This is a genomic window from Vulcanisaeta sp. JCM 14467 (assembly GCF_001316245.1).
In the GTDB taxonomy this organism is placed as follows: domain Archaea; phylum Thermoproteota; class Thermoprotei; order Thermoproteales; family Thermocladiaceae; genus Vulcanisaeta.
This window is the reverse complement of record NZ_BBDM01000005.1, coordinates 32,400-51,394: the sequence shown is the minus strand read 5'-3', so window position 1 is coordinate 51,394 and position 18,995 is coordinate 32,400. Positions and strand designations below refer to the sequence as shown.

The 18,995-nt window shown below is 44.8% G+C and carries 28 protein-coding genes, 1 tRNA gene and 1 pseudogene; 17 read left to right on the top strand and 13 right to left on the bottom strand.

From position 1 onward, the window contains the following. The first annotated feature begins 87 nt into the window (after positions 1 to 87). From JCM14467_RS06180 to JCM14467_RS06155, 6 genes are all read left to right on the top strand, one after another. On the top strand, positions 88 to 777 hold the full coding sequence (locus JCM14467_RS06180) for an MBL fold metallo-hydrolase (protein WP_054849512.1): 690 nt from the start codon (positions 88 to 90) through the stop codon (positions 775 to 777). Between the two features lie 74 nt (positions 778 to 851). Next, a complete protein-coding gene (locus JCM14467_RS06175) occupies positions 852 to 1,106 on the top strand; it encodes a hypothetical protein (RefSeq protein WP_252900904.1) in 255 nt (84 codons plus the stop codon). Positions 1,107 to 1,149: 43 nt separating this feature from the next. Beyond that, the gene (locus JCM14467_RS06170) at positions 1,150 to 1,731 is read left to right on the top strand and encodes a hypothetical protein (protein ID WP_054849511.1); all 582 of its coding nucleotides are present in this window, start codon (positions 1,150 to 1,152) and stop codon (positions 1,729 to 1,731) included. Between the two features lie 59 nt (positions 1,732 to 1,790). Then, entirely contained in the window at positions 1,791 to 2,267 is a 477-nt protein-coding gene (locus tag JCM14467_RS06165) for a MaoC family dehydratase (RefSeq protein ID WP_054849510.1), read from the top strand. A 53-nt stretch (positions 2,268 to 2,320) separates the two neighbouring features. After that, positions 2,321 to 2,396, top strand: a tRNA-Gln gene (locus JCM14467_RS06160). A 247-nt stretch (positions 2,397 to 2,643) separates the two neighbouring features. Beyond that, the gene (locus JCM14467_RS06155) at positions 2,644 to 3,279 is read left to right on the top strand and encodes a hypothetical protein (protein WP_252900903.1); all 636 of its coding nucleotides are present in this window, start codon (positions 2,644 to 2,646) and stop codon (positions 3,277 to 3,279) included. Positions 3,280 to 3,475: 196 nt separating this feature from the next. On the opposite strand, the gene JCM14467_RS06150 is transcribed toward JCM14467_RS06155, so the two are convergent. Both JCM14467_RS06150 and JCM14467_RS06145 read right to left on the bottom strand, forming a co-directional pair. Next, complete coding sequence (locus JCM14467_RS06150; RefSeq protein ID WP_252900902.1) at positions 3,476 to 3,763, bottom strand: hypothetical protein; 288 nt, start codon at positions 3,761 to 3,763, stop codon at positions 3,476 to 3,478. Beyond that, a complete protein-coding gene (locus JCM14467_RS06145) occupies positions 3,741 to 4,070 on the bottom strand; it encodes an ArsR/SmtB family transcription factor (protein ID WP_054849507.1) in 330 nt (109 codons plus the stop codon). Before JCM14467_RS06145 ends, JCM14467_RS06150 begins: the two co-directional genes overlap by 23 nt. 233 nt (positions 4,071 to 4,303) lie before the next feature. Between JCM14467_RS06145 and JCM14467_RS06140 the strand changes: the two genes are divergently transcribed. The 5 genes from JCM14467_RS06140 to JCM14467_RS06125 all read left to right on the top strand — a co-directional run bounded on the left by JCM14467_RS06140 (position 4,304) and on the right by JCM14467_RS06125 (position 6,629). Then, complete coding sequence (locus tag JCM14467_RS06140; RefSeq protein ID WP_054849506.1) at positions 4,304 to 4,879, top strand: hypothetical protein; 576 nt, start codon at positions 4,304 to 4,306, stop codon at positions 4,877 to 4,879. Between the two features lie 444 nt (positions 4,880 to 5,323). Then, on the top strand, positions 5,324 to 5,539 hold the full coding sequence (locus JCM14467_RS06135) for a hypothetical protein (RefSeq protein WP_252900901.1): 216 nt from the start codon (positions 5,324 to 5,326) through the stop codon (positions 5,537 to 5,539). Then, a complete protein-coding gene (locus JCM14467_RS16480; RefSeq protein WP_252900900.1) occupies positions 5,540 to 5,710 on the top strand; it encodes a hypothetical protein in 171 nt (56 codons plus the stop codon). After that, positions 5,703 to 6,011, top strand: a complete 309-nt coding sequence (locus JCM14467_RS06130; protein ID WP_252900899.1) for an aspartyl protease family protein — start codon at positions 5,703 to 5,705, stop codon at positions 6,009 to 6,011. The genes JCM14467_RS16480 and JCM14467_RS06130 overlap by 8 nt, the downstream gene beginning before the upstream one ends. A 123-nt stretch (positions 6,012 to 6,134) precedes the next feature. After that, positions 6,135 to 6,629 carry a hypothetical protein gene (locus JCM14467_RS06125; protein WP_054849505.1) on the top strand — a complete coding sequence of 165 codons (495 nt, stop codon included), beginning with the start codon at positions 6,135 to 6,137 and terminating at the stop codon, positions 6,627 to 6,629. 94 nt (positions 6,630 to 6,723) lie between these two features. Here JCM14467_RS06125 and JCM14467_RS06120 read toward each other — a convergent pair whose 3' ends face one another. From JCM14467_RS06120 to JCM14467_RS16470, 5 genes are all read right to left on the bottom strand, one after another. Then, complete coding sequence (locus JCM14467_RS06120) at positions 6,724 to 7,482, bottom strand: radical SAM protein (protein WP_054849504.1); 759 nt, start codon at positions 7,480 to 7,482, stop codon at positions 6,724 to 6,726. A 210-nt stretch (positions 7,483 to 7,692) separates the two neighbouring features. Further along, the gene (locus JCM14467_RS06115) at positions 7,693 to 8,442 is read right to left on the bottom strand and encodes a GlcG/HbpS family heme-binding protein (protein WP_252900898.1); all 750 of its coding nucleotides are present in this window, start codon (positions 8,440 to 8,442) and stop codon (positions 7,693 to 7,695) included. Continuing rightward, positions 8,439 to 9,650, bottom strand: a complete 1,212-nt coding sequence (locus tag JCM14467_RS06110; RefSeq protein ID WP_054849503.1) for an NAD(P)/FAD-dependent oxidoreductase — start codon at positions 9,648 to 9,650, stop codon at positions 8,439 to 8,441. Before JCM14467_RS06110 ends, JCM14467_RS06115 begins: the two co-directional genes overlap by 4 nt. Before the next feature lie 68 nt (positions 9,651 to 9,718). Then, on the bottom strand, positions 9,719 to 10,051 hold the full coding sequence (locus JCM14467_RS16475; protein WP_252900897.1) for a hypothetical protein: 333 nt from the start codon (positions 10,049 to 10,051) through the stop codon (positions 9,719 to 9,721). After that, the gene (locus JCM14467_RS16470; RefSeq protein WP_252900896.1) at positions 10,048 to 10,650 is read right to left on the bottom strand and encodes a radical SAM protein; all 603 of its coding nucleotides are present in this window, start codon (positions 10,648 to 10,650) and stop codon (positions 10,048 to 10,050) included. Before JCM14467_RS16470 ends, JCM14467_RS16475 begins: the two co-directional genes overlap by 4 nt. 347 nt (positions 10,651 to 10,997) lie before the next feature. Here JCM14467_RS16470 and JCM14467_RS06100 point away from each other — a divergent pair, with 347 nt between their 5' ends. Beyond that, positions 10,998 to 11,621, top strand: coding sequence for a hypothetical protein (locus tag JCM14467_RS06100; RefSeq protein ID WP_054849502.1), 624 nt, complete (start codon positions 10,998 to 11,000; stop codon positions 11,619 to 11,621). 565 nt (positions 11,622 to 12,186) lie between these two features. Beyond that, positions 12,187 to 12,642 (top strand): SCP2 sterol-binding domain-containing protein, encoded by a 456-nt coding sequence (locus JCM14467_RS06095; protein WP_054849501.1) that lies wholly within the window; start codon positions 12,187 to 12,189, stop codon positions 12,640 to 12,642. A 29-nt stretch (positions 12,643 to 12,671) separates the two neighbouring features. Here JCM14467_RS06095 and JCM14467_RS06090 read toward each other — a convergent pair whose 3' ends face one another. The 5 genes from JCM14467_RS06090 to JCM14467_RS16465 all read right to left on the bottom strand — a co-directional run bounded on the left by JCM14467_RS06090 (position 12,672) and on the right by JCM14467_RS16465 (position 15,312). Beyond that, entirely contained in the window at positions 12,672 to 12,992 is a 321-nt protein-coding gene (locus JCM14467_RS06090) for a hypothetical protein (RefSeq protein ID WP_054849571.1), read from the bottom strand. Positions 12,993 to 13,193: 201 nt separating this feature from the next. After that, on the bottom strand, positions 13,194 to 13,946 hold the full coding sequence (locus JCM14467_RS06085; RefSeq protein ID WP_054849500.1) for an MBL fold metallo-hydrolase: 753 nt from the start codon (positions 13,944 to 13,946) through the stop codon (positions 13,194 to 13,196). A 49-nt stretch (positions 13,947 to 13,995) separates the two neighbouring features. Then, a complete protein-coding gene (locus tag JCM14467_RS06080) occupies positions 13,996 to 14,316 on the bottom strand; it encodes a hypothetical protein (protein WP_054849499.1) in 321 nt (106 codons plus the stop codon). 35 nt (positions 14,317 to 14,351) lie between these two features. Then, positions 14,352 to 15,170, bottom strand: coding sequence for an NAD-dependent epimerase/dehydratase family protein (locus JCM14467_RS06075; protein WP_252900895.1), 819 nt, complete (start codon positions 15,168 to 15,170; stop codon positions 14,352 to 14,354). Further along, positions 15,145 to 15,312, bottom strand: coding sequence for a hypothetical protein (locus JCM14467_RS16465; RefSeq protein ID WP_252900894.1), 168 nt, complete (start codon positions 15,310 to 15,312; stop codon positions 15,145 to 15,147). Before JCM14467_RS16465 ends, JCM14467_RS06075 begins: the two co-directional genes overlap by 26 nt. Positions 15,313 to 15,425: 113 nt before the next feature. Here JCM14467_RS16465 and JCM14467_RS16460 point away from each other — a divergent pair, with 113 nt between their 5' ends. The 3 genes from JCM14467_RS16460 to JCM14467_RS16450 are packed head-to-tail and all read left to right on the top strand — an operon-like array spanning position 15,426 to position 17,502. Continuing rightward, entirely contained in the window at positions 15,426 to 15,743 is a 318-nt protein-coding gene (locus JCM14467_RS16460) for a hypothetical protein (protein WP_252900893.1), read from the top strand. A gap of 32 nt (positions 15,744 to 15,775) precedes the next feature. Beyond that, positions 15,776 to 16,723, top strand: a complete 948-nt coding sequence (locus JCM14467_RS16455) for an MFS transporter (protein ID WP_252900892.1) — start codon at positions 15,776 to 15,778, stop codon at positions 16,721 to 16,723. After that, entirely contained in the window at positions 16,711 to 17,502 is a 792-nt protein-coding gene (locus tag JCM14467_RS16450) for a hypothetical protein (RefSeq protein WP_252900891.1), read from the top strand. Before JCM14467_RS16455 ends, JCM14467_RS16450 begins: the two co-directional genes overlap by 13 nt. Positions 17,503 to 17,571: 69 nt before the next feature. Here JCM14467_RS16450 and JCM14467_RS16445 read toward each other — a convergent pair whose 3' ends face one another. Beyond that, complete coding sequence (locus tag JCM14467_RS16445; protein ID WP_252900890.1) at positions 17,572 to 17,715, bottom strand: hypothetical protein; 144 nt, start codon at positions 17,713 to 17,715, stop codon at positions 17,572 to 17,574. Between the two features lie 155 nt (positions 17,716 to 17,870). Between JCM14467_RS16445 and fni the strand changes: the two are divergent. After that, positions 17,871 to 18,946 (top strand): annotated as a pseudogene (gene fni / locus JCM14467_RS06065) (type 2 isopentenyl-diphosphate Delta-isomerase). Positions 18,947 to 18,995: the final 49 nt, after the last annotated feature.

Below are 18,995 nucleotides of genomic sequence, written 5' to 3'. Positions count from 1 at the left end.
TCCTCACTATTCGGCGGAGGTGCATATCATCACTAACCTTAAAGATAAAAAAAATTATTTTTAAGGATTTTAACGCAGGTATTAGTAATGGTTAAGTGGATTAAGCTCACGGTAATTAATGACAATAAGCCAAACCCGCCATTATTAAATGATTGGGGTTGGAGCGTACTCATTGAGACTGATAAATGGGTATTACTTTATGACGCCGATACTGAGCCGAGGGTCATGGAGAATAATATTAAGGCCCTGGGCATAGACCTGAATAGTGTTGATGCGGCATTTCTTAGTCATTACCATGCTGATCATTATGGTGGGTTTAGATATATTGGTGAGGTTAGGAGAGGGTTGATAGTTTACGTCCCTGAGAGAGACAATGTATTGCATAGGTGGGGTCTCGACCCGGTTACGGTTAGTGATTCTAGGGAGGTACTTGAGGATGCCGTGACTACGGGTGTCATGAGTGGTATGGGTGTTTATGAACATTCATTAATTGTCAGGTTGGACGGTTACGGCTCTGTAATTGTGGTTGGTTGTTCCCATCCTGGCATTGATAATATTGTGAGGAGGAGCTATGAATTGCTTGGTGAGGTTTATTTACTGATTGGTGGGTTTCATGGACCGTCGAGACAACAACTCGATGTTGTTGCTAGGTACTCGAGGTATGTATGTCCTGCCCATTGCTCAGGTGATGATGCTAGGCGATATGTAGGTGTGAAGTATCGGGATAAGTATTGCGATGTTAAGACGGGGACGGTAATTAATTTACCAATTACTTAATTCAACCTAGAATGGTTCTTAAATTAGTGGGTAATTTCGTTGATTGGTAATGGTTAGTAAGGACGTGGTTTTCGATGAGGTTAGGAGGGTCAATAAGGAATGGGTGGTTAGGGGGTAGGGTTAGGAGTAGGTCTAGACCGGGTACCTGGCATAGTGTTGAGGTTAGGATTAGGAGGTTGAGGAGTGGTGAGGTTATCCTTGTTGGTAGGTGTGACTGCGAGGCTTTTAGTAAGGGTCACATGGTTTGTTGGCACATGCTCCACCTAACTAATGTCTTCATTAGAAATAGGCATAAGTTAATTAAGGGCTTTGAAGTCTCTATTAATTAATAATTGAAAGAAATATTTTTAACGGCGCACTAAGTTAGTAATTGTGCTCGACCTACTATCAATTATTGTGTTCATATACCTGACAGGAAATAACCCATCAGTCACCATAAACGCAACGCTATACACACCAACACTGCTAATGAACATAACACTCCCAGTACAGCCCCTGGGACCCGTGACTGTGGTAAATAGTACGGGGCAGTCAATGCCCTACTACATAATGAATAATGAGGTATACCTATCGATGGTTAATCCAGGGAACATAACAATAACATACACACCATACATAGACGCCCTAAACAACGGAACACTACAACTCAGGATAAACACTGATTACGAGACCCAGGTCTACATAGCAAGTGATGTACTACTAACAACAATACCAAGCAATATCCAGGGCTTTCAAAGGACGGGCAATGGCATCATATTAACGCTCACACCAGGTAGTTACGTAATAAACTTCATAACAACGGGACTCACAACCACCACGGAGATCACAACACAGCACATAACGAAAACCAACACCTCACAATCCATTTCGTACACATCATTGAACTACATAATAGTGATAATCGTGGTGGCGCTGGTACTGTCAATACTACTCATTTTAAGGCGCAGAAGGTAAATCAAGGAATTCCCTGGGTTAATCGTTAAATAGTTAAATTAGCAATAAAGAAAATTAGTATGAGCCTAAAACTACCGCCGTACACATTCGACGACTTTCAAGTAGGCATGAAAATGAAGTCCCAGGGCCTAACAATCACTGAGACCCACATAATACAATTCGCAGGGTTAACAGGAGATTACAATCCACTCCATGTTGATGATGTATTCGCTAGGGAAACAATATTCGAGGGCAGGGTCGCCCATGGATTACTAGTTCAAGCCCTTGCCGTGGGACTCTTCGCACCACTTGTCGCTGGAACAACGATAGCGTTGCTCGAGGTTAATTCAAGGTTCCTGAAACCCGTTAGGATTGGGGATACAATATATGTGGAGTCTGAAGTTGTTGATAAGAAACCGAGTGAGAAGTACAACGGTGGGGTAATAACCTTTAGGCACGAGGTAAAGAATCAAAGAGGCGAAATAGTGGCCACAATAGAGACAAAGCTCCTAATAGCAAGGGGATTAGCAACAAAGAAGAATGCGTTAAGGACATAGGCCGCAAAACACGACGAGTAGCGCTTTTAAACTGGTTCTTGTCTTTGCTTCTTAGCCGGGTCGTCTAGCGGCCAAGGATGGCGGGCTTTGGACCCGTTGACCCCGGTTCGAATCCGGGCCCGGCTACCACTTCTCCCCTTCAATCCCTTCAATTTCGTGCTAAGACTTAACGTATTCCGTGTTACGGTTTGTTTCTATTGTTATCGGTGTTTCTTTTCATTAAGGCTTATGGGTATGCCTGGATGGTTGCGTTCATTACCGTTGCAAGCCCTTTGGATTAGTGGGTAGTGACGGCTCGTTTTCGATCATATAAGAGTTGTAGGTTTAGGGCCTTGTTGCGTGGGTAGGTTTTTATTTTTAGTTATGCTTATTTATTGTGTCTTTGAAGGATGAGTTTTTGAGGTTGCTTGAGGAGGATAGGGAGTTTAGATATGCTGTAATGGGTTTGCTTGGTATTGTTGATCTTAGGAATGCGGTTAGTGACTTAGTTAGTGCGGTGAGGGCTTTGACTGAGGAGGTTAAGGGCCTTAGGACCGATGTTGATGAGCTTAAGAATAGGGTTTCGTCTCTTGAGAATAGGGTTGGTAAGATCGAGACAAGGCTTGACAGGGTTGAGGAGAGGCTTGATAGGATTGATAGGACGCTGGAGCGAGTAATAATGTCGCTTGAGGAGGAGGCGAATTACGTAGTTCAGTATTACCTGGGCCAGAGGGGTATTGTGGTTAAGACTGGGCCGACTTACCTGGATTCTAGGTATGAGTTTGATATTTACGGCACTAATGGTAGGGTTACGGTTGTTGGCGAGGCTAAGGTTAGGGCTGGGCCTGACACGGTTAGGGAGGTTAATGATAGGGTTAATGAAGCCATGAGGCAATTCCCGGATAAGTTCCCTGGCACTGTCGTGAGGGTGCTCTATTGCATGAGGGCGTTGCCAGGCACGGTGGAGGAGGCCGATAAGCTCGGCGTATGGCTTATTGAGTCGGCTAAGGAGTTGAATTCACCAAGTCTCTAGGTTTATTGGCGATTTGATTTAACGAATGATTAAGTGAGCCCTATTCGTTACGGCCTATGAGTTGAATCCTTATCGTGACCGTGTTCGACCATGCCTTAAGCGTTATGGCCTTGTATATTGGTTATGTTAGTTTTGTATGCCAGGGCGAGGACTGCAGGTATTATTATAGCGACTTTAATTGCCACATCTATACCCATCACTCCTCCATGGCCTTCTTGAGCTCGTCAATCTTGGCACTCAACTCACTAATCTTACTGCTTAACTCGGCAAGTTTATTCTCGAGCTCGGTATCGCTGATGCCCTTCCCCCTTTGCTTGATTACGCCAGCCCAAATTGGGACTGCGATAATGAATAACATTAAGAGGTACGGAGTGCTAGATGCGCCCACCTTAAGCACTAATACGATAGATGACACGGCTATGGCTGTCCATACAATAGCCGTAATAATTATGAGACCCCTCTCACTCAACCTGCCGTTGCTCATCCCCACCACCCACTAAACTCACTATGTAGTCCGGGTCCACGCTCAATTTGAAGTCCACCAATTGGTAGTACCTCAGGGCCCTCGCCTCCCCAGGAACTAGCACTACCCTTGAAGTCACCAAGCCAGCCTTCTGAAGCTTGCTTAAGTGAACCTTCGCCAAAGCCCTGCTTATACCAAGCCTCCTCGCTATATCCGCAAGGTAAAGTGGGCCATTCAACTTCAAGAGGGCTACTATCCTCAACCTTATCGGGTGCCCAAGAGCGTCCATTACCGTTGCCAAATCCTCCAGGGACTTCACTTCTCGCATACATACTCATCAGAAGGTAATTAAAAAAATTACTAGTTTTTAAACATTTTCTCAGTATGGAAAAGATAACTAATGAAAATGATTAATGAGATTGACTACGCATCAAGTGTTATTGAAACAACGCCAATCATGTGAATGCCGCAACCGTAATGCCCATTATTAACCATCCATGGTACGCACATATAAAAGCTTAAATTGATTGGTTCTTTAATTCGTAAGGAGGGCGATGCTGTATGGTTAATTCACAGTCCTTTGGTAAGGTGTTGGCGTTTATCTTCGGTGCGGCGCTTATTGCGGTGGGTTTGTTCTTGTTGGCTGGTTTCGCAATGGATATATACGTATCAACTGTACTTGCATGTCACCTTAGTGGTGGTTCATCAGTGCCGGTGGTTGGTAATTCGAGTGTGTTCATGATAATGCCGAGCCTGCTTGCGAATATAACGGTTTCGTCGAGTAATGCCTACTTTAGGGTTGCCGTGGTGGTGTTTACGCGGGTGGTGAATGTTACGAGTATTACGTGTCCGCCGTCGGTGCGTACCTGGTGGGTGAATTTAACGGAGGTGCATGGCGTGAATTTCACGGGTAATTACACGAGGGTTACCGTGACGGTATGGCCGTACTACGTATTGTTGGTGTGGCCGTATAGGGCTTCGCCGCATGCTTCACTGCATTATAGCTTCAGGGAGACACCGTTTAGTAGGCCGAATGTTACGCAGTCGATGATTATAATGTTTTGGGTGGAGCGGCTAACCATGATTGCTACCCCATTGATTGGTGGTGCGTTGCTCATTTGGTGGTCAAGAAGGTGATGAGTGGTTGGCTTGGTCCCTGGGTATGGGATGGGTGATTGGTGATTTGTTTCAGCTCTTCAACCTGTGATTTGACACGACTAAATACCCTATCATGACTCAGGCAGTGCTTATGCCGGGTCTCGCTACCATACGTCCTTCACGTGGTGGTGCCTGGCGGTAATTAGTAATTACGCAATTACGTAGTGTATTATCAGTATATACTTTAGCTATTTCTGCGGTGTATTGCCTGGGCCGTAGGTTATTGTTTGGGTGTGGTCAGGGCTTAAGCGTGGGGTTGGATAAGCTGTGCAGGAGTGCATGTTGTTCTCGTGGCCGTGAATTAGTTACGTATTTTGAAGTGGGAGGATTTAAATAGGTGGTTAGGAAGTAGTGTGGTGGTCATGACTTTTTCGTTAGTGCGCCTGATTGGGTGGTTAGGGAGTATGAGGCGTTCAGGCTAAGTTGCCTGAGTTATTGGCTAAGTATAGGGGTAAGTACGCGGTTGTTGGAGGTGGTGAGGTGCAGGGCATCTTTGACAGTCTTGAGGAGGCCTATAAGCATGCTCTCGAGAGGTTTGGTATTGATAGTAGGTTCATAATTCAGAGAATTGAGGAGGAGAGGGTGGAGTATTTCTCGCCGACTCACGTGCTAGGCCTCGATGCTGTCCAGCTGTCGTGAATGCCCATAGTTAGGATTAATTATACGGCGCCAAATGCGTTGTCCGCTGACGTGCTTAGGATTAATGGGCCGGTAATAGTCGTGGATATTGAACCAGCAGGCGTTATCCAGAGCTTCGCCCAGAGCAGGGGAGTAACCCTTGGTAGTGTGGGGAGTACCTGCATTGATTGATACTGGAGCGTCGATAACGGCTGTGGACAGGAACGCGCTGAACCGGCTTGGTTATCCTCCGTATGGTGCGATTAACTTAGCCACGGCAGGTGGTATGGTTGCCACGCCCATGTATTTGGTTGGGCTCGTATTGTTCTCGAATGTGCCGGATGCGAGGGTTAGGATTGTGCTTGATAACGTGCCTATTGCAGCGGTTGACTTGTCGGCGCAGCAGTACAGGGCGTTGATTGGTCGTGATATACCACGCAATGTCCTCCTGATATACGATGGGGCGATGGGCCAGATAACAGTAACTTACTAAGTCCCATTCCGATTTTGTAAAAATGATCCTAATTGCCGTAACACGATTTCTCATTGTCTACGGCATGTCTAAACTCACCCAGAGGGCATAGGGTTTTTAAGCTATAGATGGGCTCGTGATTTAATGAGCAGTGGGCAATCTCTTGGTAAGGTGTTGGCATTGGTTTTTGGCGTAATACTCGTTGCATTAGGTCTCGCTGTAATCATTGGTGGGCTTTTGGTCATACCAGCGTATACCATAACGAGTATCTCTGCCGTAGTTGGTGGTAGTGCGTCGTTCCCAATACAGGGTAACTCAAGTGCTTTCATATTAATAGCGTTTAGACTTGTGAATGTATCTATCACGACCATTAACGCCTACTTTAGGGTAGCTGTGGCACCCACGTCATCATTGCCACCGATGAATGTCACGTATTCATCATTAATACTCACCCACTGGGTCAACGTGTCGGAGCTCCGTAACGTGAGCTTTACCGGCAATTATACGAGTATCAGCATTGAGTTAAAGCCTGGGCAGGCATTGATTATATGGCCGTATCGAGTGTTTCAGCCATACGCATTCCTATCCTATGATTTTAAGCAATTGCCTGAGAAACAACACGTCGCTTTAATCCATTGAATCTATTATTCCTAATACCAGTGTTGATCGTGGGTATTGCCTTAATGATCGGTGGCGTATTCCTGATTATGTGGTCAAGGAAATGAGATGGAGATTAGCGTGGCCTTGGGTATAGCGTAATTACCTCGCTGGGCCTTCCTAATCTTTCATGGCTCATTACCCTGACGTATTTACCCGCCCTGCTCATGGCATCACTTAATTCCTCCCTCGTTGGTCTCCTCCATGGTGTTCCAGGTATTGGGATTAATGGATCAATTATTAGGATTGAATCTCTCGACAGGGTCGCTAGGTATTTCGCGATTGCCTCAATGTCATTAACGTCATTTAGCCCAGGTATTAAAACGGTTTCAAAGATCACCCTAACACCGCTCTCCAGTAACCGCTTAACGTTATTGAGAACGGGCTCTATGGGCTTCCCAGTATACTTAATGTGCTTATTTGGGTCAAGGGTCTTGATGCCGATTACCACCTCGCAATCATTGCATTGTCTCAGTGTACTAAGTAGTTCGTCGTTTATCTCATAGGCATTCGTTAGCAATCTCACCCTTAACCTCCTATTACTCAGTTCCCTAATTATTATTGGCAGGGCCGGGTCTATTGTCGGCTCCTCACCGCCTAGGACCACCTCCTCCATTCCATACTTAACGATTGCATCACTAATTATTTGCAGGAACCCATCCATACTAAGCATTCCCTGAAACCTCAACCTAGCCAATTCATTACTGTCTAAGTGATGGTCCCACGGCGTTAACCTCCTTATGCACCAGGGACATGTAAAGTTGCACCCGAGGAACTGTACGTAGGCTGAGCGTAGGTCCACGTAATACGTTATGTGACTAATCCTGGTGCGCACATGGTTGGTTAAGCATCCTATTTTTAAGTACCTATTATCAAGTAAGATTAATAATGCCCGTATTACGCCTTATTTTGATGCTGATGACTTGCCCAACTGATGAGTGATGTGGTTTTAGGGGCTGGGCTTAGACCATCGGCTCTGCCCCAATGCTTTTCAGCGCTGAAATCGCTATCTCCTTATCCTCCTGAGGACTGTTACCGGCGATGCCTATTGCGAATATCGAGCTCGTAGGTTAAATGGTATTCCGCCGGCTGTCGTAACTAGCCTTTCATTCCAACCAACGCCATAATTAACACCTACTTTATCAGCAACAGAGTCTGTCGGAATTTTGAAGGCCGCGGCGGTCCATGCCTTATCACGTGAAACCTCGATATAACCGTATGGAGCACCATCCATTCTATAGATTAGTACTGGCCATCCCCATTCATCAACTATTGTTATAGCCACGGGCCGTAGTTTATTCCCTGTGACGTGATTAATTACGGCATCTGCCACCTTCCTTAATGACCTGAGCATGTCCTCGCCAGTAAAATCTATGTGATCCTCTCTGTAAAATGCGCTGAGCCCAGCCTGCGCTATTGCCTCATCCTCCTCAGCAGAGCCACCACTGTGCCCAATACCACCAATAACCCTATTACCGGAAACAACAGGTACTGAGCCGGGGATTATCGTGAGCCTACCATTATACTTAACATTGAGTCTCCAGCCCTGCCCCCTCGTAATGACCTCGAGAACCCTGGCCGAGGTCTTCATCGTCGCCGCTGTCCAGGCCTTATCAATTGCTATGTCAAAGGTTGCAGGTAAACCATCATCCCTACGCTCGGCTGCGATCACGTGACCACCCTCATCAACAACGGCGAAACTACCGGGCATTACCCTATTGTCCTGGGCATACCTAATCATTGCGTCAATCATCTTCCTCGCAATGTCAAGGGTTAAGTGCATCGGCGCTCTCATGATGATACACCCTTCCTAGCCCTTGGGTCAAAACCCTTCTTAGGCTCAAGTTTAAGCCCCGACTGCATTAACAGCTCAACAACCTTCTTACCGAGCATTGGTGATGCCGATACACCTGCAGGTCCAAGCACTATGTTGACCCAGTTAGGTACGTAGTCAGGTATGTCAACCACGAAGTCGTGCCAGCCAGTATCTGCGTTTGTGTATGCCATGAACCCTACAAACGACTTAACGATATGCTTCTCAAAGGGTATCTCTGGAAATAGCTCCTTGGCGACCTTAATATTGTGGTTTATAGCCTCCTCACGAATAACCCTATCGCTCCTATATGTAAGCTCAAGGTAAATACCTGACCTAGCTAAACCATAAATATTGGGTAGTACGGCCCTTACGTGCGGCATGTCCTCCATCCTGGGCAATACATGAACCTCATGACTTATCAACCTACCAACCTCCTCGTCAAAGTCCGTTAATGTGCCCTTTAACGGCACGATCGAGAAATTCCTTGCATTAACCATCTCGGCGATCCTATCAACCTCAATACCAGAGGCGTTAACCACGAAGGTCGACTTAATGACCAAGCCCTGCCTAGTATAGATACTATACGTTATTCCCTGTCTCTCAATCCTAGTAACCTCCTGGTTAAGTAGGAATTCGACACCATTGGCCTTAGCATTCTCCGCAAGTGCCTTAGCAACCTTGACAGGGTCTGTTATGCATAGGTTTGGGTCATACAAGGCCCCTAAGGCATTAGGTGTAACGTACGGTTCCATATCCAGTAGTCTCTTTCTATCCACAAACTCTAGGGGTTGAAAACTACCCTCAGGTATGTAATAAGGCGCGTTGGGTTCAAGTGATGATTTAAAGGCCCTCGAGTATAGTCTCAAGTACCTCCTGAAGTCTGCCTTGTCCCTAATTAACCAGAGACCACCAACTCTCTTCAATGGAAAGCCCAATTCATCAGCAAGCCTGGGCCAAAGTGGTATACTCTTAACGTTCAGCTCGGCATGAAGCGTACCTGGCCTAAATGAGAGAGCATCACCACCCTGGCAAACCAGGTTATGATTCGTTGACGTACTCTCTAAACCAATATCACCATGTCTCTCAATAACAACATTGACGTTATACTGCGACAACTCACGAGCTACGGATACGCCGGCAATACCACCACCAATAATAGCAACATCAAAATTAAGTAATTCCGGCATAATTACTCTCCTTAATTCAAGTTATTAAACAATGTTTCTAAATTAACTATATACTTAATGAATCTAAATTACTCACTAGAATAGACTAAGTACGTGATCCCATTAAACACGACCTCCTTCGTTAAACTCCTTATTCTATCAAGGATTTCCATATCCAGATTATTCCTCCTAATAACATCCATGACCTGCTCAACAGTCATTGGCTGTACCTTAAGAATACCCAACAAACTATTTACCGGGTCATTCTTATCAATATGAAACTCCCCTCTCTCAACATAATCTATTATGAAGATCCTATCACTATTCACATATCTCGAAAGTACCTTAGCGAGACCTACCAATACGTCTGACGTTGGTGGTTTAACCCAAGGCTCTGCAGGTGGTCTCGTAGGCACCATCATATAGACCCTATCGGCCTATACCTTCTCAGTGCTTCACCAATACGTTCCATCTCCTCCTCATTATCATTTATCCCCTTCACAAGCATAACCTCAGTCCATATCTGTCCACTAAATACCTCACGAAACCTCTCAATACCCTCTATGAACCTATCAAAGGTTATCTCCCTATGTGGCCTATTTATGAGCCTAAACGTCCTCTCACTACCTGCATCAGTACTAACCTTAACCACATCCAACTCACTTAACCAAGACCTAACTTCCTCATCGATTAACTTGGCCCCATTAGTTAATATCGCCAATGGCCTATCCTGGTTATTCCTAGCCCATTGTATTAGCTTCCCAAGGCCAGCGTATAGCGTTGGTTCTCCATCACCAATAAACGTTAGGTAATCATAATTCCTAGCCCTTACAACCACCTCCATCTCCTTAATTATATCCTCAGGTGGATAAAACATTCTTAGGTCATTTATTACATGCCTTGTTCTGCCAAGTTGGCAGTATATGCAGTTGAAATTACAGTACTTAAGTGGGACGACATTAACGCCCAATGATTTACCCAATCTACGTGAAGGCACAGGCCCAAAGACATAACGATACATTATTTATCGCCATAGATTAAGATAACCAGAGACAAATATATTTTTCGATATACAAATACCGCGGTCTCCTAGGGAGACGCAAGCTTTATCTGCTCGTCTCTTAATTCTCATTTCTCAGGCGACGCAATGTCCCTGCACGAGTATATGGAGAGACTCTATAGTGTGTTTCCGTGGCGTGAAGACCCTGACACAACTGAGGCTTTAGGAGATATCAGGAAACGGTTTCAGCGTTTGAAAGGGTTGCTGGGCATGAGTGGTTTAGGGAGTTCATAGGTGGAAAGAGGAGTGTTCGGGTAATTGATCTATGTAGTGGCGTAGGCATTGGAGGCATCGCCCTAGCCAAGGTCTTGGCGGGTCTGGGCATTAAGGTTGACCTGACCCTAGTTGACCTACGCCAAAGCGCCCTCGATAAAGCAAGGAGGTTTGGCCTCAGGGAACTTGGCTTTGAGCCTAGGGTTATCATTCACAACGTCCTGGAGGAAATGGCGTTAGGGGAGAAGTTCGATATCGCATTAATTTGGGGACTCACGACCCCTCATTTTAGCCCGTGGAACTGGATAAAGGTGCTAATAAACGTATGGCAACTCCTTACGGATGACGGCATATTTATGTATGAGGAGAGCGATAGAATATACGCAATACAACACGTAACCGGATACAGGGAGGTCAACCCTGAGATTGTTGAGAAGGACCGTGTAGTCCTAACCATATATAAGGATAGGGATTTCAGGTCAGGATATGAAACACGGTTAGTCCTTAATCTCATAACCAATGAGAGGGAGGAATTGAAGGTTTACTTCTGGGACTTGGCGTCCTCAGCGGCATTCACGTGGATCTTCTTCAATGACGTGGACTTCATACCAACTAGGAGACCATATACTGGTGCCGTAATAGCCAGAAATCCAAGACGAACGTTCGACTTGAAAGCATTATTTAGTCAAAAACCATCCATATTAAAACAAGTACAGTAAAAAGTCTCAGGTAATGGATCCTCATCAAAGTAGGGTATTTATATGGGGGAAGACTACCAACCTACCCTTAGAATAGGAAATATACGTTGCTGCTGATCCTCTGTATGCTAGCTGCTATGGCTATGTAATTTACTGTTCGCTGATACTTTATTAATATTATATTTCTATTTCAAATTAATTAGTAATTGAAAGCAAAATAAAATTAACTAAGCAAAACCTCTTTCTACACTTGTATATACAATAAAATATCACGTATTAGAGAGATAACAATATTACATGCATAATATTCAATTATTAGAAAGGGTATCCAGGATATAATGATTATTGCTTAAAGGGTTTTCGTAAATTTATAGGATAGTTCTCTAATGATATATCCTGTGATTAGCCAGAGAGTTGAATATTCAAGGAGGATTTACCAGGAGATTATGATCCAGTGTCTAAAGCCGTGGTACACCGATGATTGCCGTAAGTGTAGGTTTGAATTCATTAAATGCCTATCTAATTACCTATCAATGCTAAATTAAGGGGGAATGCTTAAAATATCATTGTTAAAAATCATCGTATAATGACATATAAATTCCCAAGTAGAGAATGGGTTAATGCTTTATGTCTAAACCTTAATAATGATAAAGATTTCCTTAATGCAATTAATGGCTGGAGAATAGACGTTTTGCTCGTTGGTAGGAATTTAAGCCCCAATGTGGTTAATTATTTGCAAAGGGCATATGGTGTTGATAAGGTCGAGTCAATAGGCGTATTTCTTAGGTTTAATAACTCATGTAGTGAAGCATCCCTTATTATAAATCCAAACATAGACTCATATCAGTACGTGGTTATTGCTGATTATGACACGTGGCTTAAGGTGCTTGATGGTTTAAAGGATCCGGTGAGCACAATGCTTAGTGTGTTTAGGAAGTTAGAGGTTAGGGGTAGCATGGTCACGCTGATTAGACTTGCTGCTAATATTGTTTCGCCAATGGCTAGGGTCATCATGAGAATTCCCACGGAAATAATAAGGTGATTTTAATTTGAGTATGTTACGGCATTATGTTACCACCACCAATGACACCAACGCTTCCAACCACCGTGCCACCCTCCGTAAAACCAACCCCAACCAGGGCCCCAGGGCATTGGTGAATATGGATAGCTTGCATACCAACTCTTGACATTCTTGCCCAGCTCCGTTAACTCCACGTACTCCTCACCACCCTCCTTAACAACCCTTATTAAACCGGCCATTTGCAATGCGCTTATTGCATAGTCGAAGGCGGTTCCATAGAGTGGTACCTTGCTTCTTAAATCGCTCATTTTTATTCTATCCGTTATTTGACTAAGAATTATCCATGCCCCCCACCTAGTTATTCCAAACATCCTACTCACCAATATCGGTTCTGATATCGAATTTAAAAAACCTTTCTCATCGTGCATTCATGTGAATATTTAATATAAATGATTATAAATGATTATCTCTTTATACTACCTATATCGAAGTCTCTAAGAGACTTGCTTATTATTATACACTGCTAAGCATAATATTACTATCTTTAAAGCAATTTGTGAGTTGATTGCCAATCATTTTAATTTCTGAATATCAAGTGGCATACATGGTAATGGAATAATGATATTAATATCATTACCAACACCACTTAATATGGGCGGCTCCACGTAATAATGAACAGGCATTAAATACTTAACACCAGCCTCCCTAGCCACTTGAATTGCTTCACTCGTCGTTGAGTGACCATGCAGGTGAGATACCTCCTCAGTTCCTGGGTTTCCCGATGCCTCATGTATCAGTAATGTACAGCTCCTCGCCAGATTAATTATGTTCTTCGTTGGTCTTGTATCACTGCTGTATGTAATGCATGAGCCATCAGACCCATCAATCCTGTATGCCAGGGTTTGCACGGTGTGGTCTGCCAATACGGCTGTTACCCTATAGTCATGGCTTATTACCACGGTTAACGGCTCTGGGCTTGGGTCTATTGGGTGGAAGTCCACCGCCGATAGGTACTGCGGTATGCCCAACACATCAAAGAGCTTTTCCAAATCTACATCCCTAGGGCCATAAACCTTAAGTGTAATTCCCTTAAGCCTTGCAAAGAGCGCCAGTGTTGCTAGGCCCATTACATGATCCCCATGCCTATGTGTTATGAGTATTAAATCCAAGTCATCCACGTCAAAGCCACACATCCTTAAGGCCCTATACGTGCCCTCGCCAGCATCAATTAAAATCCTCGACTTATCAATCTCCACCACTAGGGACACATTACCGAGTAGAGGATTAGAGACCCAACCACCAATACCAAGTGGAATTACTTTCACGGCATTTAGTGAAGCTCCTGTGGTTATAAGGAATACTTCATAATGAAAATCATATTAGGAATGCCAACTCAAGTACGGCAAGTAATGCGCCTACTATTGTCCACCAGGTAAAGACAAGGTTCAATGCAGCGACCACAATGCCCAATGTATGAATCTCAGGATCACCCTGCCTCGATATTAATAATGCACCAGCGCCTATGTTCATTATTGCCAAGGCAATGACTATCAGAGTAAGCGCCCAAATAATTGTAGTGCCTATGTTGGGTATTGGCACGAGAATTATTGACGCAATACCAAGCAGTACGGCTGGTATGAGCAAGAAGGCCCCGGTAATGACCATTAGTATGCCCGCAACCCTGGGCTCGCTCATCACGGTAATGTGCAATGAGGGCTTAAATACTTACTCTACCCATAAACCCTCCTCAACCAATCAACCATCTCCCTAACACCAACCCCAATGCCAGGCTCGACAACCCCCAGAACCCTCGTCGTACTTTCACAACCGTACTGCACATTGACATACTTAATCAGCGACCTAACGCCACTAGGTAGGAATGGGCTGACCAGTCTCGGCGGTAGTGGTATCCTAATGCCGTTGACGCCTAAGTACTGGGCCATTAACTCTGCGAAGTCGCCTATACTATACATGGTACACTCCGTTGCGTAGAGGAATGCACTCCTATACTCATCGCTCACGGCCAATTTCTCGAGCATCCGAACCAGGTAACCCACGTAGATGGCATTAACCATCCCCTGAACCCTCGGTATTAGGCCCCTCCTGACGAATCTGTAAAGACTGAGGAATTCATCATGGTCGTTGTAATAGCCATAAACCAGTGTTGGCCTTACAATGACGTAATTAAGCCCCTCATTACCCAGTTCCCTGATCGTCCTCTCACCATCGCACTTAGACCTCTCGTAATCGCTCCTGGGCCTCACATACGTGTAGTCACAGTGCACGGGCTCCTCCTTTATGAAATTGCCTATAATCCCTGAGGCCGCTGATGCGCTTATGTGGATTAGCTTAATTGATTTATCGACATTTAGTATTGCCCTGGCAATGTTCCGAGGAACCTCAACATGCGCATTCCATAAATCACTCCACGAACCACTTAATAGGCCAACGGTATTAAATACGTAGTTTGGCTTAACACCACTGATTAGCTTCGTTAATTCATCGTAGTTACCTGGGTCTAATTTATGCGGCTTTACATTCAGTTCCAAGTTCCAGTAGGTCCTTCACCATCAACGCCTTACTTCCGCGGACTGATCTATACGTTACATGTACGTCATAGCCTTCATTGATTAAGTGCTTAGCTAGGTTTGTTGCAATGAATCCAAGCCCTATGATTAAGGCTCTCTCCACAATGTCCTATTTATGACAATTGATAATTAAGCCTTTCCCTAAATAGAGAAAATAGCCGATATCACTAACAAAGAAGGTTTTATAAATGCTGGGTATTCGCATGCCATAATCGTATGCAGAGGGAATTATGGGCATCGATAAGTGAAGGTCAGAGAAGGGCCGTATTAATAAACGCGTTCCTTGGAGCCCTGCTTGGATCGATGAATGTCTCATCCGTTGTAATTGCGCTACCTGCAATACTTAGGGGTATTGGGCTTAGTATAAATACGGCTATTGGCTTCATGATAATGTCATGGATAATGTTCGCATACCCATTAATAATGGCTGTATCAGTGGCGTTGATTGGCAGGATATCAGACATGTACGGTAGGGGTAGGGTATTCACCATAGGCGATATAGTGTTCACGCTATCATCACTACTCCTAGCCTAACGCCAGGTTATGGCGCAATTGCCGGTCTCCAAATGGTTGTTTATAGGTTTGTGCAGGGCCTTGGTGGCGCCATGATGTTTAGTAATAGTGCCGCGATAATAACTGATGTATTTCCACCAGAGCGTAGGGGTGTGGCACAGGGCATTGTGGGAATATCATTCAGCGCAGGTAGTATATTGGGCTTAGTAATCGGTGGTTTACTGGCAACGATAAATTGGAGGTGGGTCTTCCTATTCAATGTACCTATTGGCATTGTTAGCGTGATATGGGCTTACAGGAGTGTCTACAGGCTACCCGCCGGCTTCGCAAAGGCTAGGATTGATTGGGTCGGCGCAACATTACTGACAGCATCTCTTGTGTTGCTGCTCATGGGGTTGATGCTCTCAATGATGCCCTACGGAGGTTCATCGTTAGGTTGGGGCAATCCAATGGTCTGGATATTACTTGGTGCTGGTGGCGCCCTGTTTGTCTTGTTATTTGTTGTTGAGTCTAGGATTGCCGAGCCAATGCTTAGGGTTAAGTTATTTAGGATTAGGCAGTTTACCTACGGTGTCGTCAGTAGTCTATTCCTATTCCTGGCCCAGGGAGCCAATGTTTTCGTACTATCACTACTCCTCCAGGCAATCTACCTGCCATTACACGGCGTACCCTATGCAGATACACCACTCTGGGCCGGCATATACCTAATACCGAGCAGTATAACCAATGCCATCTTCGCACCCATAGGCGGCAAGTTGCTAAATAGGTTTGGTGCCAGGGTCGTGTCCACGCTTGGCGCCATACTCCTTGCAGCCAGTTTTGAATTACTCACGTTATTACCAATAACAAACTTCAATTACATATGGTTCGCAGCAGTATTATTACTCATGGGTGCTGGATCAGGACTATTCCAATCACCAAACCTAGTATCAATACTGAGCGCAGTACCGCCCACGGAGAGGTCGGCAGCTCCGGGCTTAGGTCGGCTATGCAAAACATAGGCCTACTCATGAGCTTCGCAATATTCCTAACACTAATCCTAACCGGAGCCTCCACAGTATTGACTCAATCAATATACAATGCACTACTTAATGCTGGAGTCCCCATGGCCGATGCCGAGAAGCTTGTGTCAATACCGCCAGTCTATGCCTTATTCGCGGCATTCCTGGGCTATGACCCAATAAAGACCCTTGTTGAGCAGGCAGGTATATCACTACCAACTGCTGTATTTAATAATATTGATAAGTTGACCTTCTTCCCAAGCGCAATAGCGCCGGCAATGGCCGTGGGCTTCTACTACGCCTACCACACAGCCGCCATATTGGCAATATTTGCCGCGGTATTCTCATACCTGAGGGGCAGGGAGGTATTTCACCACACTGTTGAGGCTGTGCAGGTGAGTGTGAGGAATCCGACAAATGTAATTGAACAAGTAAATACTCCAGACCCAGTGGGCGGTAAGACCATTAATGGCGCCAATGGTAATACTACCGACATTAGGTCAGACCCTGTGCTTCGAAAGATCTACGCGGCATACCTATTGATGAACACTGAGCTTGGTGAGACTGTGCTAAATAGCATAACGGGTAGGGAACTCATATATACGATAGCCGTAGCCTCAGGGCTGCCTAATTGGTTCATAGACTTCGTAAATAATATCAATGATTGCCAATTCAATAATTCAACAATAGAGGTATTAATCAAGCATGTGAACATGCCAGATTGGTTAAGCGAGGTAGTTAATGGGTGGCTTAAGGTAAAATCAGAGGGGAGGAATTAATTACGTAAAATATTTTGAGAATGCATGATTATTTTAATAGGATTTTATTTTCAATTTTTAAGTAATAAATCATGGATATAACGTATATGCCTTATTTCCGCTCCATAAAACGACCCTGCCGTCCCTTAGGTACTCAACGACTGTGTATCCCCTGTATATTCTCCTTTCCGTATTTACCTGCTCATTCTTCGATTTGTTTTTGACCATGAACATTTTCTTATCACCGAGACGCTTTTGAGAATCTTCTGTTAATAAATTTATATTGTGAAATGGGTTTAATCAATATATTTACTCTTAATAACTATATAGGTTATAGACTACATGGTATTTAGGATAAATTTTTATTTCGTTATTTGATTCATGCCTAAATGATTGAGAGTAGGAAGGATGATCATATTAGGATTGCGTCGGAACGTGATGTTGAGGAGGGCAATAACCTGTTTAATGAGGTAAACCTAATACATGTGGCGCTGCCTGAGATTGACTTTGACAATGTTGACCCATCAATTACAATATTCAATAAGAGGTTGTCGTTCCCATTCATCATCGGCGCAATGACTGGTGGTACTGAGACTGCGAGAAGATAAATGCCGCACTTGCTAAATGTGCGGAGGAGTTTGGCATTGGCATGTACGTTGGGTCCCAAAGAATTGCAATAGTAAAACCCGAGACGGCTAGGAGTTTTAGGGTTGTTGCTGAGAATGCCCCAACGGCCCTCAAGATAGCCAATCTTGGCGCCCCACAGGTTTCTAGGCTTGGTGAGAAGGTGCTTAGTGACTGGGTTTCCCAGGCCATAGACATGATTAATGCAGACGCATTAGCCATACACCTAAACCCAGCCCAGGAGGTTTTCCAGCCCGAGGGTGAGCCCTGGTTTAGGGGCGTCCTTGATAAGCTTAGGTTCATTAAGAAGATTGCCAACAGGCCGTTGATTGTTAAGGAGGTTGGTAATGGAATATCCATGGAGGTTGCGAAACTCCTCGCCACCAAGGTCAGCCCTGATGCAATCGACGTGGCTGGTACTGGGGGCACGTCATTCATAAGGATAGAGAGTATAAGGGCTGGCACGACGGATGAGGCGAATGTGTACAGTGGTTGGGGTATACCAACGGCTTTATCCATATGTGAGGTCAGGAGCGTGTACAACGGCGTAGTGATCGCCTCAGGAGGCATTAGGAGCGGTCTTGATGGGGCTAAGGCAATAGCCATTGGTGCTAATGCATTCTCGATGTCGAGACCACTCCTCCTAGCTGCGCTCAAGGGTTATGATGAGACCAGGAAGTTCATTGGTAAGTTGCTTAGGGAGTTCAAAATTGCCATGTTCCTTACTGGCTCGAGAAACGTGGATGAGCTTAGTAAGGCGCCAGTTGTGTTTGGGCCAACCATTATTTCCTGGCTTAGTCAGAGGAATATACCCTGCAAGCACATTAGGCGCTTTGCGTAATACCACCGCCACGGTCATGCGGAAGCCGGCATAAGCATTTTATAGCTAA

What these genes read in the sequence shown, in the direction of transcription:
- JCM14467_RS06180 (WP_054849512.1), top strand. Translation starts at nt 88, where the DNA reads ATGGTTAAGTGGATTAAGCTCACGGTAATTAATGACAATAAGCCAAAC.
- JCM14467_RS06175 (WP_252900904.1), top strand. Translation starts at nt 852, where the DNA reads ATGAGGTTAGGAGGGTCAATAAGGAATGGGTGGTTAGGGGGTAGGGTT.
- JCM14467_RS06165 (WP_054849510.1), top strand. Translation starts at nt 1,791, where the DNA reads ATGAGCCTAAAACTACCGCCGTACACATTCGACGACTTTCAAGTAGGC.
- JCM14467_RS06150 (WP_252900902.1), bottom strand. Translation starts at nt 3,763, where the DNA reads ATGAGCAACGGCAGGTTGAGTGAGAGGGGTCTCATAATTATTACGGCT.
- JCM14467_RS06145 (WP_054849507.1), bottom strand. Translation starts at nt 4,070, where the DNA reads ATGCGAGAAGTGAAGTCCCTGGAGGATTTGGCAACGGTAATGGACGCT.
- JCM14467_RS06140 (WP_054849506.1), top strand. Translation starts at nt 4,304, where the DNA reads ATGGTTAATTCACAGTCCTTTGGTAAGGTGTTGGCGTTTATCTTCGGT.
- JCM14467_RS16480 (WP_252900900.1), top strand. Translation starts at nt 5,540, where the DNA reads ATGCCCATAGTTAGGATTAATTATACGGCGCCAAATGCGTTGTCCGCT.
- JCM14467_RS06125 (WP_054849505.1), top strand. Translation starts at nt 6,135, where the DNA reads ATGAGCAGTGGGCAATCTCTTGGTAAGGTGTTGGCATTGGTTTTTGGC.
- JCM14467_RS06115 (WP_252900898.1), bottom strand. Translation starts at nt 8,442, where the DNA reads ATGAGAGCGCCGATGCACTTAACCCTTGACATTGCGAGGAAGATGATT.
- JCM14467_RS06110 (WP_054849503.1), bottom strand. Translation starts at nt 9,650, where the DNA reads ATGCCGGAATTACTTAATTTTGATGTTGCTATTATTGGTGGTGGTATT.
- JCM14467_RS16475 (WP_252900897.1), bottom strand. Translation starts at nt 10,051, where the DNA reads ATGATGGTGCCTACGAGACCACCTGCAGAGCCTTGGGTTAAACCACCA.
- JCM14467_RS16470 (WP_252900896.1), bottom strand. Translation starts at nt 10,650, where the DNA reads ATGTATCGTTATGTCTTTGGGCCTGTGCCTTCACGTAGATTGGGTAAA.
- JCM14467_RS06095 (WP_054849501.1), top strand. Translation starts at nt 12,187, where the DNA reads ATGACATATAAATTCCCAAGTAGAGAATGGGTTAATGCTTTATGTCTA.
- JCM14467_RS06090 (WP_054849571.1), bottom strand. Translation starts at nt 12,992, where the DNA reads ATGTTTGGAATAACTAGGTGGGGGGCATGGATAATTCTTAGTCAAATA.
- JCM14467_RS06080 (WP_054849499.1), bottom strand. Translation starts at nt 14,316, where the DNA reads ATGAGCGAGCCCAGGGTTGCGGGCATACTAATGGTCATTACCGGGGCC.
- JCM14467_RS16460 (WP_252900893.1), top strand. Translation starts at nt 15,426, where the DNA reads ATGCAGAGGGAATTATGGGCATCGATAAGTGAAGGTCAGAGAAGGGCC.
- JCM14467_RS16455 (WP_252900892.1), top strand. Translation starts at nt 15,776, where the DNA reads ATGGTTGTTTATAGGTTTGTGCAGGGCCTTGGTGGCGCCATGATGTTT.
- JCM14467_RS16450 (WP_252900891.1), top strand. Translation starts at nt 16,711, where the DNA reads ATGCAAAACATAGGCCTACTCATGAGCTTCGCAATATTCCTAACACTA.
- JCM14467_RS16445 (WP_252900890.1), bottom strand. Translation starts at nt 17,715, where the DNA reads ATGTTCATGGTCAAAAACAAATCGAAGAATGAGCAGGTAAATACGGAA.